General features: G+C 36.7%; 17 protein-coding genes. All 17 read left to right on the top strand.

The genetic code is table 11. The features are described 5' to 3' along the window. The first annotated feature begins 83 nt into the window (after nucleotides 1-83). The gene (locus ACDZ29_RS06345) at nucleotides 84-566 is read left to right on the top strand and encodes a DUF2975 domain-containing protein (RefSeq protein WP_375090420.1); all 483 of its coding nucleotides are present in this window, start codon (nucleotides 84-86) and stop codon (nucleotides 564-566) included. 15 nt (nucleotides 567-581) lie between these two features. Beyond that, nucleotides 582-803, top strand: a complete 222-nt coding sequence (locus tag ACDZ29_RS06340; protein ID WP_375090418.1) for a helix-turn-helix domain-containing protein — start codon at nucleotides 582-584, stop codon at nucleotides 801-803. Nucleotides 804-898: 95 nt separating this feature from the next. Next, nucleotides 899-1690 carry a DUF817 domain-containing protein gene (locus ACDZ29_RS06335; protein ID WP_375090416.1) on the top strand — a complete coding sequence of 264 codons (792 nt, stop codon included), beginning with the start codon at nucleotides 899-901 and terminating at the stop codon, nucleotides 1688-1690. A gap of 371 nt (nucleotides 1691-2061) precedes the next feature. Further along, nucleotides 2062-3036: a sugar-binding transcriptional regulator gene (locus ACDZ29_RS06330; RefSeq protein ID WP_137020318.1), complete on the top strand. Its 975-nt coding sequence runs from the start codon at nucleotides 2062-2064 to the stop codon at nucleotides 3034-3036. Nucleotides 3037-3110: 74 nt separating this feature from the next. Then, complete coding sequence (locus ACDZ29_RS06325; protein WP_375090415.1) at nucleotides 3111-3533, top strand: transcriptional regulator GutM; 423 nt, start codon at nucleotides 3111-3113, stop codon at nucleotides 3531-3533. Nucleotides 3534-3553: 20 nt separating this feature from the next. Beyond that, nucleotides 3554-4099: a PTS glucitol/sorbitol transporter subunit IIC gene (locus ACDZ29_RS06320; RefSeq protein ID WP_214787058.1), complete on the top strand. Its 546-nt coding sequence runs from the start codon at nucleotides 3554-3556 to the stop codon at nucleotides 4097-4099. Between the two features lie 13 nt (nucleotides 4100-4112). Continuing rightward, the gene (locus tag ACDZ29_RS06315; RefSeq protein WP_375090414.1) at nucleotides 4113-5138 is read left to right on the top strand and encodes a PTS glucitol/sorbitol transporter subunit IIB; all 1026 of its coding nucleotides are present in this window, start codon (nucleotides 4113-4115) and stop codon (nucleotides 5136-5138) included. A 56-nt stretch (nucleotides 5139-5194) separates the two neighbouring features. Next, nucleotides 5195-5560 (top strand): PTS glucitol/sorbitol transporter subunit IIA, encoded by a 366-nt coding sequence (locus ACDZ29_RS06310; protein WP_375090413.1) that lies wholly within the window; start codon nucleotides 5195-5197, stop codon nucleotides 5558-5560. A gap of 179 nt (nucleotides 5561-5739) precedes the next feature. Next, complete coding sequence (locus ACDZ29_RS06305) at nucleotides 5740-6540, top strand: SDR family oxidoreductase (RefSeq protein WP_289326562.1); 801 nt, start codon at nucleotides 5740-5742, stop codon at nucleotides 6538-6540. Between the two features lie 614 nt (nucleotides 6541-7154). After that, entirely contained in the window at nucleotides 7155-8315 is a 1161-nt protein-coding gene (locus ACDZ29_RS06300) for a CapA family protein (protein ID WP_375090412.1), read from the top strand. Nucleotides 8316-8645: 330 nt separating this feature from the next. Beyond that, nucleotides 8646-9989 (top strand): FAD-binding oxidoreductase, encoded by a 1344-nt coding sequence (locus ACDZ29_RS06295; protein WP_375090410.1) that lies wholly within the window; start codon nucleotides 8646-8648, stop codon nucleotides 9987-9989. A gap of 326 nt (nucleotides 9990-10315) precedes the next feature. Further along, nucleotides 10316-11137 carry a lysostaphin resistance A-like protein gene (locus ACDZ29_RS06290; RefSeq protein WP_375090409.1) on the top strand — a complete coding sequence of 274 codons (822 nt, stop codon included), beginning with the start codon at nucleotides 10316-10318 and terminating at the stop codon, nucleotides 11135-11137. Nucleotides 11138-11339: 202 nt separating this feature from the next. Next, complete coding sequence (locus ACDZ29_RS06285; RefSeq protein WP_375090407.1) at nucleotides 11340-11636, top strand: TIGR04104 family putative zinc finger protein; 297 nt, start codon at nucleotides 11340-11342, stop codon at nucleotides 11634-11636. 75 nt (nucleotides 11637-11711) lie between these two features. Further along, nucleotides 11712-12242: a hypothetical protein gene (locus ACDZ29_RS06280; RefSeq protein ID WP_375090405.1), complete on the top strand. Its 531-nt coding sequence runs from the start codon at nucleotides 11712-11714 to the stop codon at nucleotides 12240-12242. Between the two features lie 179 nt (nucleotides 12243-12421). Then, a complete protein-coding gene (locus tag ACDZ29_RS06275) occupies nucleotides 12422-12676 on the top strand; it encodes a colicin immunity domain-containing protein (protein WP_375090404.1) in 255 nt (84 codons plus the stop codon). Nucleotides 12677-12944: 268 nt separating this feature from the next. Continuing rightward, nucleotides 12945-13451 (top strand): RNA polymerase sigma factor, encoded by a 507-nt coding sequence (locus tag ACDZ29_RS06270; RefSeq protein WP_375090403.1) that lies wholly within the window; start codon nucleotides 12945-12947, stop codon nucleotides 13449-13451. After that, nucleotides 13435-14361 (top strand): anti sigma factor C-terminal domain-containing protein, encoded by a 927-nt coding sequence (locus tag ACDZ29_RS06265; protein WP_375090402.1) that lies wholly within the window; start codon nucleotides 13435-13437, stop codon nucleotides 14359-14361. Before ACDZ29_RS06270 ends, ACDZ29_RS06265 begins: the two co-directional genes overlap by 17 nt. Nucleotides 14362-14413 lie beyond the last annotated feature (52 nt).

The raw sequence follows: 14413 nt of genomic DNA, 5'->3' as shown, positions 1-14413 counted from the left end.
AATAAAAGACAATAATACTTTATTGTAAAACGATAAAACGTGTGTTAAAGTCAAATTAATAATAAATAAGTGAGGTGCTTTTTATGAAACGGGGAACAACACTCTTTTTAAAGATAGCTGTTATTCTTATTGGAATTCCAGTTCTTGCTTTGTGCATATTTTTGGTGCCTGAGATAGCGAATTTTGCAGCAGAATTGTATCCGGATATTGCTTATATGAAATATCTCGTTTTAATCGATTTGTATGCATCGGCGATACCTTTTTACTTTGCTCTGTATCAAGCTTTTAAACTTTTAAGCTATATTGACAAGAACAAAGCTTTCTCGGAATTATCTGTTAGAGCTTTAAAGATTATCAAATATTGTGCAATCACAATCAGTATCTTGTATGTCGCAGGCATGCCACTCTTTTATCTCATGGCGGAGATGGACGACGCCCCAGGTATCATATTAATCGGAATGGTCGTTATTTTTGCTTCAATGGTGGTTGCTGTCTTTGCTGCCGTTCTTCAAAGGCTTTTAAAAGAAGCTATAGATATAAAAGCGGAAAATGATTTAATAGTCTGATCTGAGGTGAATAATATGGCAATTATAATCAATATTGATGTGATGCTGGCTAAAAGGAAAATGAGCGTTACAGAACTTTCTGAGAGGGTTGGAATCACGATGGCTAATCTTTCCATATTGAAAAATGGCAAGGCAAAAGCGATTCGATTATCAACTTTAGAGGCGATTTGTAAGGCTTTAGAATGTCAACCCGGAGATATTTTAGAATACCGAAATGATGACGGCACAAAAGATTAATAAAGTGGGGAAATGCAACATTGAAAGGAAAAGAAAGATTTTTAAAAAGGGGAGTTACTCATGAATTTAACGATTCAAAAATGGGGGCACCAATCATGAGAGCACTAAAACAACTCGTTCGTTTTGGTTGGGAGCAGGCCCTATCATGTTTGTTTCCTGTCGTTATTTTTGCCTCTTTGGCTTTTACAAAAATCATGCCGCTTCCCTTCCTGTCACGGTATGACTGGCTGCTCATCATCTGCCTTCTGATGCAGTGGTGGATGGTGCGTTCTGGACTTGAAACACGGGATGAGCTAAAGGTTATCACATTGTTCCACCTTATTGGACTTGCTCTTGAACTTTTCAAGGTACATATGGGCTCCTGGTCTTATCCAGAGGAAGGCTATTTAAAAATTTTTGGAGTGCCTTTGTATAGCGGATTCATGTACGCAAGTGTAGCGAGTTATCTTTGCCAGGCGTGGAGGAGGCTTAAGGTTGAACTGGTTAAGTGGCCACCGTTTTTGGTAGTTGTACCTCTTGCAGCTGCGATTTATTTGAATTTTTTCACCCACCATTATTGGATTGACGTTCGTTGGTGGTTATCTGGACTTGTCATTATCGTCTTTTGGCAATCATGGGTCACATACGAGGTTGATGGAACTCGTTACCGAATGCCACTAGCGCTTTCTTTTGTGCTCATCGGATTTTTTATATGGATAGCCGAAAATATCGCAACATTCTTTGGGGCGTGGGAATATCCAAACCAAACCGATGCATGGAGTCTGGTTCATCTAGGAAAGGTGAGTTCATGGCTCTTATTAGTGATTGTTAGCTTTCTTATAGTGGCGACGTTAAAACAGGTTAAGGGGAAAAGTTCCACTAGGATAGATACCAGTCAATTTTTATAACTGTTAAGAGCCCTCATAAAAAAAGTCGGATCCTTAGAATAGTAAGGAATTCGACTTTTTTTAGGTTGAAGTTTTCCTGGCCTACAAAATTCCGAATTGGATAAATTGGAAAAGGAACGTTCGAGTTGTTGCTTTTCTCTTTATAAATACTTTTGATAATAGAAATGAAGCAGCCCGATCCAATGGAGCTGCTTCATTTTTTTTTGGCTTTTATATGTCCACAACAAGCACAAATGACATAATTTTTTAAAAATTTGCACAAGTGGTATTTTTTTGTTGACGTAGCTATTTTTGTAAGCGTATACTAAATTCAATAAAGCACAAATGATTATGGTTGCACAAATGTGCATATTTAAAAAGGAAGTGACGAAATGGATAAAAGAGAAGAAAAAAGGCTCTTAGTTAAAATTGCGCAAATGTACTATGAAGAAGATATGACGCAAGGCGCCATTTCAAAAGAATTAGGTATATACCGAACATCCGTCAGCAGACTTTTAAAAAAAGCAAGGGAAGATGGTGTAGTTAAAATTACTGTCAGCAGCGATATTGATGGAGCTTTTGAATTGGAACGTCAATTGGAAAAGTTGTTTGGCTTAAAAGAAGTAATTATCGTTCCTGAAAAAAGAGACAGTACCGAACTGGATAAAAAGAAAGTGGTTGCGATGGCCGGGGCTGAATTACTAAAACGGATTATTAAAGACGGTGATGTCGTAGGCTGTGCCTGGGGAAGCACAATGGCCAGTCTGATCGGTGAATTTACCAACGCCGGAAAAAAAGACGCTCATTTTGTCCCTTTAGTAGGCGGGCCTGGACCTATGGATACGAAGCATCACGTCAATAGAATTGTTTATAATATTGCAGAAGATTTTGGAGGAACTTCTTATTTTATTGATGCTGCGGCAGTAGTGGAAAAAAAAGAGACAAAGGATGACATTGTTCAATCTCACTACTTCACTAAAATAACGGAGCTTTGGGACAACTTAACAATTGCAGTAGTAGGGATTGGGAACCCAAACCAATCATCTAATTTAGTCTGGGCTGGCTTTTGCGGCAATCGGGAAATTGAAGATTTAAATCAACAAGGTGCCATAGGTGATATATGCTCACGATTTTATGATATAGACGGAAACCTGATTCAATCTGACTTATCTGATCGAACAATAGCCATTGAGCTGGAAAAACTAAAAAATATTCCATACTCAATCGGTATTGCAGAGTCTGTTGAAAAAGCTCCTTCCATTATTGGGGGATTAAGAGGAGGATACATTAACACTCTGATCACCACTGAGGAAACGGCAAATGAAATCATTGAAATCATAGAAGAAAATGGAACATCCTTATCTTAGGAAGTATGGATTAATTATCTGATTGTAACGGAACAAGATGTAAGATTCAGTTCATATGAAAAGAGGAAATCAAAATGCTATGGTATGTCATTATATTAATTGGCTTTTCTTGGCTCCTTCAAAGCATTTTTGGATTTTTGCAAATCAAGCATTTCAATAAAAGGTATGCAGAGTTGAGAAAGCTTGGAAGGGTCGCGATTGGGAAAAGAACGGGACTTTTTAAATCTGGCACTGTCGTAATGTTTGCAATTGACCGAGAAAACAACATATTGAAAGCTGCCAAAATGCAGGGAGTAACCGTGCTTTCAAGAGTAAGGAACTTAAAAGGATTTGAAGGGAAAAATCTCTTACACCTCGGTGAAGAGGATTTTCATAAAGTAAATAAGTTAACAAGGTTAGCCATTGAGGATGCACTGAACAGCTATCATATTATCTCTAAAGGGGGTGAATTGAAGGTTAAGAAAGGCTGGATTGATTTACTCTTATCAAAAAAATAGGAATTATTGAGGTGAATTGAATGGATTGGCTTACAAATGCAGCAGATGGCTTTATGAATTTATTTAGAGCAGGTGCCGAAACTTTTGTCGATTTAGTAACAGGTATTGTTCCACTCCTTATCATGCTTTTAGTTGCAATGAATGCTCTTATACGGTTGGTTGGAGAAGAAAGAGTGGAACTGATTGCGAAGAAATCGAGTAAGAACCCACTTACAAGATATTTTGTTCTTCCGGTAATTGGAACGTTCGCTTTGGCAAATCCAATGACATTATCACTTGGGAAATTTTTGCCGGAAAAATACAAACCAAGCTATTATGCTGCTGCTTCTTATTCCTGCCACACGCATAACGGACTTTTTCCACACGTTAATCCAGGAGAGCTGTTCGTATTCTTGGGAATTGCTGCAGGAATTACAACACTGGGATTTGAAACAACAGAACTAGCCCTCCGTTACTTCTTGGTGGGGATTTTCACAAACTTTTTAAGAGGTTGGGTAACAGATTTAACAACGTATTATGTATCTAAACAGCAAGGCGTTAAATTGAAAGAAACAGTGGATCTCTAAGGAGGGGAAAGGAATGAATCAAACGGTTACGAAGTACAAGTCAATTGTCGTCAATGCAGGGCAAGGCGGATTTGGCGGGCCACTAGTGATTTCACCGACAGAAGAAAAAAATAAAGTGGTATATGTAACAGGCGGAACAAGACCGGATATTGCAGACACCATTGCAGAATTAACAGGCTGTGAATTAGTCGACGGTTTTAAAACGAGTGTACCCGAGGATGAAATGGCGTGTGTCATCATTGATTGTGGCGGAACGCTCCGATGTGGCTTATACCCCAAAAAAAGAATCATGACGATCAATATCATGCCTACTGGACAAAGTGGCCCGTTAGCAATGCACATTACCGAGGACATTTACGTTTCTGGAGTAAAGCCTCAAAACATTGAATTGTATGAAGGTGCTGCAACACCTCCAACATCCAATGTGAACAATGCTAACGGACAAATTGAAAAAACAATTTCTAAACCTAAGTATAGCGCAGATAAAAAAATTAGTGAACAAAGAAAGCCTAAAGGCGTCATAACACGCATTGGGATGGCGATGGGTTCCATCGTCAATGTCTTTTATCAGGCTGGCCGTGACACGATAGATACTGTCATTAAAACAATTTTACCGTTTATGGCTTTTGTGGCCATGTTAATCGGGGTGATTAAAGCATCTGGAATTGGGGATGTGTTCGCACAATATTTATCACCATTTGCAGGATCTTTGCCGGGCTTGCTCTTAATCTCTTTAATTTGCTCATTCCCATTATTATCACCATTCTTGGGACCGGGAGCTGTTATTTCACAGGTCATTGGGACATTAATTGGAGTGGAAATTGGAAAAGGAAATATCCCTCCGCACCTTGCATTGCCAGCGCTTTTCGCGATTAACTCACAGGCTGGAGCTGATTTTGTTCCAGTTGGGCTAGGTTTAGCAGAGGCAGAAGTGGAAACCATTGAAGTCGGAGTTCCTTCCGTATTGTACGGACGTTTTTTAACCGGAGCACCAACCGTTTTTATTGCTTGGCTCGCAAGCTTCGGTTTGTATGAATAATTACTAGAATAGATTCTGAATGAATGTTGTAAAGCAAAGAATTGGAGGAGTTTCTTGTGCAGACAGTTTATCAAACTAAAATTAACCAACTTGGTCCATCTGTCTCTGATTTTCTTGGAGATAAAATGTTCATCCTATTCGGAGCAAATGCCCCGAGTGAATTAGCGGATTATTGCCTATTAATTGATGTAAATGAAATTAATGGAGAAATCGAAAAGGATGACATTCTCGTCTTAGGCAATCAGCAATATACCATTACCTCTGTAGGTGACGTGGTGAAAAAGAATTTAGGTTCACTTGGACATATCACGTTAAAATTCAATGGTTCTGAAACGGCAGAATTACCTGGCACTATACATCTTGAAGAAAGAGATATTCAAATGCCGCAAGCAGGGACAACTCTTCAAATCTTGAAAAAATAAGCTTATCAAAGATTTATATAGAATAATTGAATGCAAGAAGAGGGAAGTTCCCTCACCGGAAAATTGCATTTAGTAAGAGTCAACACAGCCAAAACGAGAATAAAAAATTTAGAGTTTGTTACTCATTTTTAAATTTCACCTATGATTCTCGACTCTATATATAATAAGGAGGAAAAAGAATGAATGAATCATGGCCTCAATTAGAAAATAAAGTGGCAATTGTTACGGGTGGTGCCTCTGGAATTGGCTCGAAAATTACAGCGCATTTAGTAAAGAACGGTACAAAGGTGATTGTTTCCGATCTAAATGTAAATACTGGCGAACAAACTGATGGAACATATCATATCCAATGCGACGTTACCAATAAAGAAAGCGTTGAAAATATGGTCACCATAGCCACCGAGTTATTTGGAACTGTAGATATTTTAGTTAATAATGCTGGTGTAAACTTACCACGTTTACTTGTTGATTTCCGTGGCGAAAAGCCAGAGTATGAGTTAAGTGAAAAGGACTTTGATTTCATGGTTGCCGTCAATCAAAAAGGACCTTACCTTTGTGCTCAGGCAGTTGCGAGAGTAATGGTGAAAAATAATAAAGGCGTTATCATTAATATTTCTTCCGAGGCAGGTATGGAAGGATCTTCTGGACAAAGTGTTTATTCGGCAACAAAAGGTGCTGTCAATGGCTTTACCCGTTCTTGGGCAAAAGAGCTGGGGATATTCAACATCCGCGTAGTCGGTGTTGCGCCAGGGATCAATGAGCAAACAGGTTTAACAACAGACGCTTATAATGAAGCATTAGCTTACACACGTGGAGTGACAGTAGAAGGTCTTGGAACAGATTACAGCAAAACGATACCACTTGGACGACCTGGTAAATTGGATGAAATTGGTGAATTGGTCACTTATCTAGCTTCAGACCGTTCTAGTTATATTACAGGTACAACCGTTAATATTTCAGGTGGAAAATCCCGCGGATAAATAATGGCCTCAACCACTGAGATCCTTTCATCCCAATTATGAAAACGAGGGTGTTGGTTTTAGTAAGTCTTTAATTAACAAACAGGTGTGTTCGTATTATAAGGTTAGCCAGTTTATTTTACTGGTTGACCTTTTTTTAATGGAACCTATTATATCAGTAGCCAAGGTAGGATGGACGGATGCGAGGGACATGATCCCGTGAACGATAATTGTTGGACTGAATGTGGCAAATGAAAAAAGCCCCTCTCTATATGAGAAGGGCTTTTATCCGATATCCAAAGTGGTCACATATGATTGGTGCCCATTTTTAAAATTAGCCATTCGTTGAACAGTGACAAGTTCGCTCACTTCTAGTAAGTCTATTCATCATTCGCTTCGTTTGCGATTTGCTTTAAGTATCCTTTTGGAATGGACTGCGTCAAACGGAAATGCTTTGTATACGACTGATGAGATAGCAAGCACATCTGACATAGCAACACATGATATGGCTAACCTTTTTTCCTATTTCGTACTCTGTTTCAAACAAATGATGTGTTCATTTTAAATATCAAATAGATATTTTTGTTGTTATTTCCTAAAAACACCCTACTATAATAGTAGGAGGTAGCATTGCCATGAAAAGAATACTAGTGTTTCTAGCTACATTTATGTGTTTGTTATGGATTCTTGCACCATTTGTAAAAGGTCAATTTCAAGAGGAACCAAAAGTCTCGGAAACAAAGGCAGAAAATAAAAAGAAACTTAAACCCGAAAACGCTTCATCTAACGCTCATACACCTGTTCCGAAACAAAAAGTAACTGCAGCAACCATAGGCGCTGTGGGAGATATTTTAATTCACGATAGGGTGTATATACCCGCCCGCAAGTCAAACGGCTCGTATGACTTTAATCCGATGTTCCGATTTGTGAAGCCCTATCTGGGAAAAACGGATATTACGGTGGCTAATCAGGAAACGATGATTGGCGGGAAAGAAATAGGGCTTTCCTCATATCCTTCCTTTAATTCACCAGTAGAGGTGGGAGATGCTCTAAAGGCAAACGGGGTTGATCTCGTGACAATCGCCAATAACCATACACTTGACCGAGGAGAAAAGGCCATTTTGAATGCGCTTAACCACTGGAACAGTATTGGGATGCCTTATACAGGAGCTTATCAATCGTCTGAAGACCAGAAGATCATTCGGATATTAAAAAGAAACGATATTACCTTTTCGTTTCTCAGCTATACGTATGGAACGAACGGGATTCCTGTTCCTGCGGGGAAGCCGCATCTTGTGAATTTAATTGATACCATGAGAATCCAGACGGAAGTTAAAGAAGCAGAGAAAGTTTCAGATGTCGTTGTGGTCAGTCTGCATTTCGGCAAAGAGTATGAACGGTTGCCTAATGATGAACAAAAGCTGCTTGCTCAAACGACAGCTAATGCAGGTGCTGATATTATTATTGGCCACCACCCACACGTTTTGCAGCCTGTTTCATGGCTTACAAAACCAAACGGCGAACGGGCATTTGTTGCTTATTCCCTTGGGAATTTCTTATCCGGCCAGCAGGGAGATTACAAAGACATCGGCGGTATTATGCAAATTGGCGTAAAGAAAATCCAAACCGGGGATGATGTGAAAATCGAACTGCAAAATCCCAAATTCCTGCCAACCTGGGTCAACCGGCCATATGAGATCATTCCAATGAAAACCTTGAGTGATCAGTCTGACAAATATAACGAAATTCAAAAACATATGAATCAATTCATGCCTGAACTGTCATTTGATTTTTAATGAAGGTACAGTCTTTGGCATTGGAAAAAACTAATTGTTTTACATAATGAAAAAGCCACCGGCTATGTAGCCGGTGGACCGCATATTCCTCCTAATAAGGTAAACACTATTCACCATGTTCCAGCTAAACGGCTTGAACCAACAGACGAACACGACTTATTGACAAAGAACCTATTCCGCAAAACATATACGAAAAACTGTCATATGAGCGAACTATATGAGATTACATGTGGAAGAAGGAAATTCCAATTCTCTAAATTTTCTTCATAGTATTAACTCTCAATTCATACAATTGAAAATCTACAAAAGTATTTAATGGGAGTGGAATGCATGGGATCTAGAGAGTTAACAGGACGTGTAATCTTCAAAGGAGACCCCGGCTATAAAGAAGCCATTAAGAATTGGAACCCTTATGTTGATACTTTTCCTCTTGTCTTTGTTTTTGCACAAAATACCCTTGATGTAAGCAATGGAATTAAATGGGCACGTAAGAATAATGTACCCGTGCGTGTTAGAAGTGGCCGTCATGCTCTTGATAAGAACCTCTCAGTAGTAAAGGGAGGAATTGTTATTGATGTCAGTGACATGCAAAAAGTGCACTTAAATAAAAAAAAGGCAATTGCGACCGTTCAAACAGGAATTCACGTAGGCCCGCTTGTAAAAGGATTAGCTCGAAAAGGGTTTATGGCTCCGTTTGGAGACAGTCCAACCGTTGGCATCGGAGGAATTACGATGGGCGGTGGATTTGGAGTGCTCTCACGATCGATTGGTCTTATAAGTGATAACCTCCTCGCACTGAAAACAGTGGATGCAAAAGGCAGGATTATTCAAGCAAATAAGGACGAAAACAAGGATCTATTTTGGGCCTCCAGAGGCGGAGGAGGAGGTAATTTTGGATATAATACCGAATACACATTTAAAGTTCGTCCTGCCCCTAAAACTGCAACCGTCTTCAATATCATTTGGCCGTGGGAACAATTGGAAACAGTATTTAAAGCTTGGCAAAAATGGGCGCCGTTTGTAGACGAACGATTAGGGTGCATACTTGAGATTTACAGCAAAGTAAATGGTTTGTGTCATGCCGAAGGAATTTTCCAGGGTTCAAAAACTGAGCTCATTAAATTATTGAAACCTTTAACAAATTCTGGAACACCAACACAAATAGTTATAGAAACATTATCCTATCCAGACGCTATAGATTTCTTAGACCCTGACGAACCAATCCCTGGTAGATCTGATCAGAATGTTAAATTCTCCTCGGCTTGGGGACTTAATCTTTGGCCGGAAAAACCAATTTCAATCATGAGAAAATTTTTGGAGGAAGCCACTGGGACAGAATCCAATTTCTTTTTTATAAATTGGGGTGGTGCTTTAAGCAGAGTACCTAGCGACAAAACAGCCTTCTTTTGGCGTAATCCATTGTTTTATGTGGAATGGACTGCTAGTTGGGAAAATAAATCACAAGAAGCTATGAATCTTGCATCAGTTGAAAGGGTACGTAAGCTGATAAAGCCATATGTAACAGGTTCATATGTTAATGTTCCAGACCAAAATATTGAGAATTTCGGAAAAGCATATTACGGCTCAAACTTTGCAAGGCTTCAAAAAGTAAAGGCGAAATATGATCCCAAAAATTTATTTCATTTTCCACAGAGCATACCACCATCTTTTTAAATAGTTTATTCGTTCAAGATAAAATCCCTGCGTCTTGAACTGCACCTCAATTGTTAGACATCATCTAACAATTGAGGTGCAGTTTTTTTATGGGGAATTTACAGTCTTATTAAACTAACGGGTGCTTTACTTCTATAAGAGAGGTTGCTGAGGCAGCCTTTATCTTATGGAAACTAAAGGGGCAGTTTAGTTCAAGTGTGCTGTTTGTTCAAGGCTCTTTTCGTATTGCTTGTTGATTTTAAGTGAAATAACGGGTAATTTACTTTTTATAGTATTGTATAAACAGGAGCTTATTCAGCTAAAGAGCAGTTATCTTGAACGTTTAGATGGAAACGATTGAATTGTGCTTTATTAAAAGGGGTATTAACATAAATCGCTCACGGATAAATATTTTTCTCTTATTTTTGGCAATCTTATTTTTCGCAGGTATTATTCTTTTTTCATATAGGTTGTTTCTTTGGGGATTATTACCACTTATATTCTTGCTTATCCTCTACATCTCAACTAATAAATACCGTTCATCAGTTTCCTTGTTTATGTTCTTCTTATTAGGTACATTGGTGTATCAACTTGGAAGCAACTACATCAATGAATGGAGCATATCCATAGAAATGAAAACCATAATAAACAGAAGTTTGCTTATGTTTATTATGATTGGAACAGTGATTTCACTAATGTTATCTAAGCAGAAGATATTTTTCTTCGCACTATTACCAGATTGGCACAGACGTATCACAATGCCGTTTCATACAATTAAATTACCGTATTTTTTACTTATTGGGCTAATGGTATCGAGCACAATACTTATACCATTATTTAATCAAGAAATGAGCGATTTAAAAACAATATTACTTTTCGGTATATTGTTTGCCATCATAAACGCTACACTTGAAGAGGTAATTTGGAGAGGTATTATGTTATCAAGTTTAAAAAGAAATGTTTCCACCTTTTATGCTGTCGTAATAACCAGTATCGGATTCGGGTTACTACATATATCAATTGGAATTCCTGTAATAATAAGCTTACTTTTTTCTTTCGGAGGGCTTTTCTACGCAATCGTAGTTTTAAAGACCAATAGTATATATCCATCCATAGTTTTTCACATTGTTATCAACTTGGGTATGGTTTTCAATGGATGGATAATTTGAACTTATTCCGTACAAGGGAGCTTTAATGGAATAATCCATTTAAATGACGACGTTTAGAGTATAAAAGGCTCTGAGCCAGGTGCTTTACTTCATTAACAGGAGTTGCTGCGAGCCTTTTCTTATGGAACTAAAGAGGCAGGTCAGTTCAGGTATAAATAATATAATTTGTAATATGGATTTATTTAAAAGGAGGTTGTTTCAAATGCCAATCTGTCAGCACTGTGGCAATAAATGGGGTTGGATAGAGGCTTTTTTTAAAATGTTTACCTTTAAAAAAAAGTTAAGATGTCTATCCTGTGGTTCATCACAATACGTTTCCAAGAAATCTAGAAAGCTATTAAGCCTATTTATATTTATATCTTTATTGATTGTACCAGTAGTATCATTTGGTGTCCCTAAAGGTTATGTCTTAGCTTTTGAAATAGTTGTTTATGCTTTGGTTATTATTTTGATGCCATTTATATATAAGCTAAGTAACAAGGATGAACCGATGTGGTAGTCATTTAAGTAATGGGGTGCAGGATAGTTAAAGAAAATAAGAGTTATAAAGAGTGTTCTCGAAGGGGGAAGATTGTTGAATAAAAGGAATTTAGGATTTACCACAGTTGCTATTTTACTATTTGTTGTAATTTTAATATTTTATTTTAATGGTACTAAGCAGTTATATGGAAATGATAAAGAGTCCATAGTGAAAGTGATTAACTCAATTGAGGGATATGGAAATAAATCAATTGAAATTCTAGAGATAAAAGATTTTAATGACTTAAGAGTTGTAGCATTTTTATCTAACGATAGTCCGGGCTATATTCAATTTAATAAAAATAAAGATAGTAACTATAAATGGAATCATATAGAAGTTATGGATAACGAGACATTTAGTTCTTTCATGCCTGACCTTCCTATGTTTATGTTTGTTACTAATAATGAAAATGAAATTGCTAAAATGCAAGTAACTATAAATGGAGAGAAATTAGAGCAAGAGTTTACTCCTAATGAGGCAACTGTTAACTGGATGGACTTTCCTCAAACCGATAAAAATGAATATACATTTCGGAATTATAAATATTATGATAAAGATGGAAATCTAATTGAAGAAAACGAATAATTATTATTCAACTAAATGGTGCGTTAGCTGAAGATCGGAGCTGTCTTTAAGGCAGCTTTTTCTTTATGCAACTAACGGGGAAGGATAGTTCATTAAGAAATGTTATAATATCACTAATTTACCTTTGGATTCTCTATTGAGAGGGGATAAAAATGTTCATAAACAAATATAAGAATATAATGGTGGATTTTTTAGAGAGGAAGATTTCTGCAGATGAATTTCAAACACGTTATATGAAAAATTTCATAAAGTGGAATGATAAGTTCGATGAGACGTTTTTTGAAATACTGAATGGGGTGTTTGAGACAGCAGATTGTTACTGGCACGAGTGTCTTCCTGGACAAGAGACTTCCTTTGAAATTTCTGAACAACAACTAAGAAAAGATATAAATGAATCATTAATTAAATTAAATATATTGTTAGATAGCCGATAGCTCTTATTCAGCTAACGGGTACGATACTTCAATAAGAGGTGTCGTTTTTCTTATAGAACTAACTGGTGCGTTAGCTGAAGATCGGAGCTGTCTTTAAGGCAGCTTTTTCTTTATGCAACTAACGGGGCAGAGGATAGTTTAACAAGAAATAGTTAATAGACTAGATGCGATTCTTAGATTGATGAATCGCTTTTTTTCGTGATAATTTTAAAGATACTGTATACTTTTTAGCTCTTCTTACGTTATAAAGACGGGAGGAGGGAAATTCTTGAAGAGTCGGTTCTCGAATGACCAGTTAATTAAGGTAATGAATGAGCTATATTTCTATTTAAAAAAGCAAGGTGCTGATTCGGAGACAGCAAAAGACATTGTCCAAGAATCAGTTTACAAGTCGATGATACATATTGAGTCAATTGATACCGACAAATATAAAGCTTGGCTTTTTAAGGTAGCGATAAATTTGTATTATGATTACTGTCGAAAAAATCAAAAATCAAAATTCCTACTATTAGACGAAAATCTTGTATCTAATTCAAAATTGATTGAGGATTTAATGATTACAAAAGAAAATCAAAACCAATTAAAAAATACTCTTGAACGCCTACCATTGATATTTAAGCAATTACTCCTTCTTAAATACGATTTGGAATGGTCTTATCAACAGATTGCAGATTATCTAGAAATGAAACCAAGTGGAGTGAAAACATATTTAGCCCGTGCAAGAGCAAAATTTAAAGAAATATATTGGAGGGAAGAAAATGAAAGATCAAAATGAAGAAAACTTGAAATCAATTTTTGATGAAAACTCTTTAGATAAAACATTGAAAAAGGCAAAACGTATTACTTTCTTGAGGACACTTCTAATATCTGCAATTGTATGTATTCTTATAGTTTTTGGTGTTTATAGGGCTAATACTTGGTGGATGAATAAAAAAGGTAGTGAAATAGCTTCTAATCTAATTATAAGAGATGCAATAATGAAAGCTCCTAATACAATAATAAAAACGGAAACGATAGATATAGGGTTATTTAAAGGAACTATTAAACGGGAAGTGTATAAAGTTATTGAAAATAAAGTAATTCCTTGGGATTCCCAAGAGGTGAATTATGGATTAAAGGGATTTTATTCAACATCGTTTTCATCTTCCAGTACAAAGATTGATGATACCACTCAACTAAACTTTCCAAGTGGACAAAGGGAAATGTTATATTATGTCCCGCAATTCAAATACAAAACATATTCTAATGATTTATTAAAACTCAAAGAATACCCAAACGATAAATATATCGAAATGGCAATCTCCTTTGACAAGAGTTATTCATTAAATGAAGTTAAAAAAATGATGCCTAATTCAATCAAACCAACGTGGTTTTGGGTAAATAACTACTCGGAAAAATCCGATTTTAGAGATGCTCCTGAATCAGGACAATGGTTATTCGGAATATCAGACCCATCTTCAAAGTTAGGACAAGCATTAAGTACATCTAATGTGAAAAGTGAATCAGACTTCTTAAACCGTTTAAAGAAATCTAATGAGAATGACTACCAATTCATAAGTAATCGCCAAAAAGATGGTTTGATTATAGGTGTAGTTGTTACTGGAACAAAAGAAAATTTACTATTATTACAAGGACAACCTTATGTAAAGGCATCAAGTATAGGTGCCATTGTAGAAAAATATTAATATAAAAACAATTAGAATGATTTTATGTAGTTCTTAATCAACTAACAAGTGC

The organism is Peribacillus sp. RS7 (genome assembly GCF_041956845.1).
Taxonomy (GTDB): Bacteria; Bacillota; Bacilli; order Bacillales; family DSM-1321; genus Peribacillus.
The sequence above is the reverse complement of the archived record's forward strand: the minus strand, read 5'-3'. Positions and strand labels throughout refer to the sequence as shown.

Excerpts from the sequence above, each read along its gene's own strand:
- ACDZ29_RS06345 (WP_375090420.1), top strand. The coding sequence starts at position 84 with ATGAAACGGGGAACAACACTCTTTTTAAAGATAGCTGTTATTCTTATT.
- ACDZ29_RS06340 (WP_375090418.1), top strand. The coding sequence starts at position 582 with ATGGCAATTATAATCAATATTGATGTGATGCTGGCTAAAAGGAAAATG.
- ACDZ29_RS06335 (WP_375090416.1), top strand. The coding sequence starts at position 899 with ATGAGAGCACTAAAACAACTCGTTCGTTTTGGTTGGGAGCAGGCCCTA.
- ACDZ29_RS06330 (WP_137020318.1), top strand. The coding sequence starts at position 2,062 with ATGGATAAAAGAGAAGAAAAAAGGCTCTTAGTTAAAATTGCGCAAATG.
- ACDZ29_RS06325 (WP_375090415.1), top strand. The coding sequence starts at position 3,111 with ATGCTATGGTATGTCATTATATTAATTGGCTTTTCTTGGCTCCTTCAA.
- ACDZ29_RS06320 (WP_214787058.1), top strand. The coding sequence starts at position 3,554 with ATGGATTGGCTTACAAATGCAGCAGATGGCTTTATGAATTTATTTAGA.
- ACDZ29_RS06315 (WP_375090414.1), top strand. The coding sequence starts at position 4,113 with ATGAATCAAACGGTTACGAAGTACAAGTCAATTGTCGTCAATGCAGGG.
- ACDZ29_RS06305 (WP_289326562.1), top strand. The coding sequence starts at position 5,740 with ATGAATGAATCATGGCCTCAATTAGAAAATAAAGTGGCAATTGTTACG.
- ACDZ29_RS06300 (WP_375090412.1), top strand. The coding sequence starts at position 7,155 with ATGAAAAGAATACTAGTGTTTCTAGCTACATTTATGTGTTTGTTATGG.
- ACDZ29_RS06295 (WP_375090410.1), top strand. The coding sequence starts at position 8,646 with ATGGGATCTAGAGAGTTAACAGGACGTGTAATCTTCAAAGGAGACCCC.
- ACDZ29_RS06290 (WP_375090409.1), top strand. The coding sequence starts at position 10,316 with ATGGAAACGATTGAATTGTGCTTTATTAAAAGGGGTATTAACATAAAT.
- ACDZ29_RS06285 (WP_375090407.1), top strand. The coding sequence starts at position 11,340 with ATGCCAATCTGTCAGCACTGTGGCAATAAATGGGGTTGGATAGAGGCT.
- ACDZ29_RS06275 (WP_375090404.1), top strand. The coding sequence starts at position 12,422 with ATGGTGGATTTTTTAGAGAGGAAGATTTCTGCAGATGAATTTCAAACA.
- ACDZ29_RS06265 (WP_375090402.1), top strand. The coding sequence starts at position 13,435 with ATGAAAGATCAAAATGAAGAAAACTTGAAATCAATTTTTGATGAAAAC.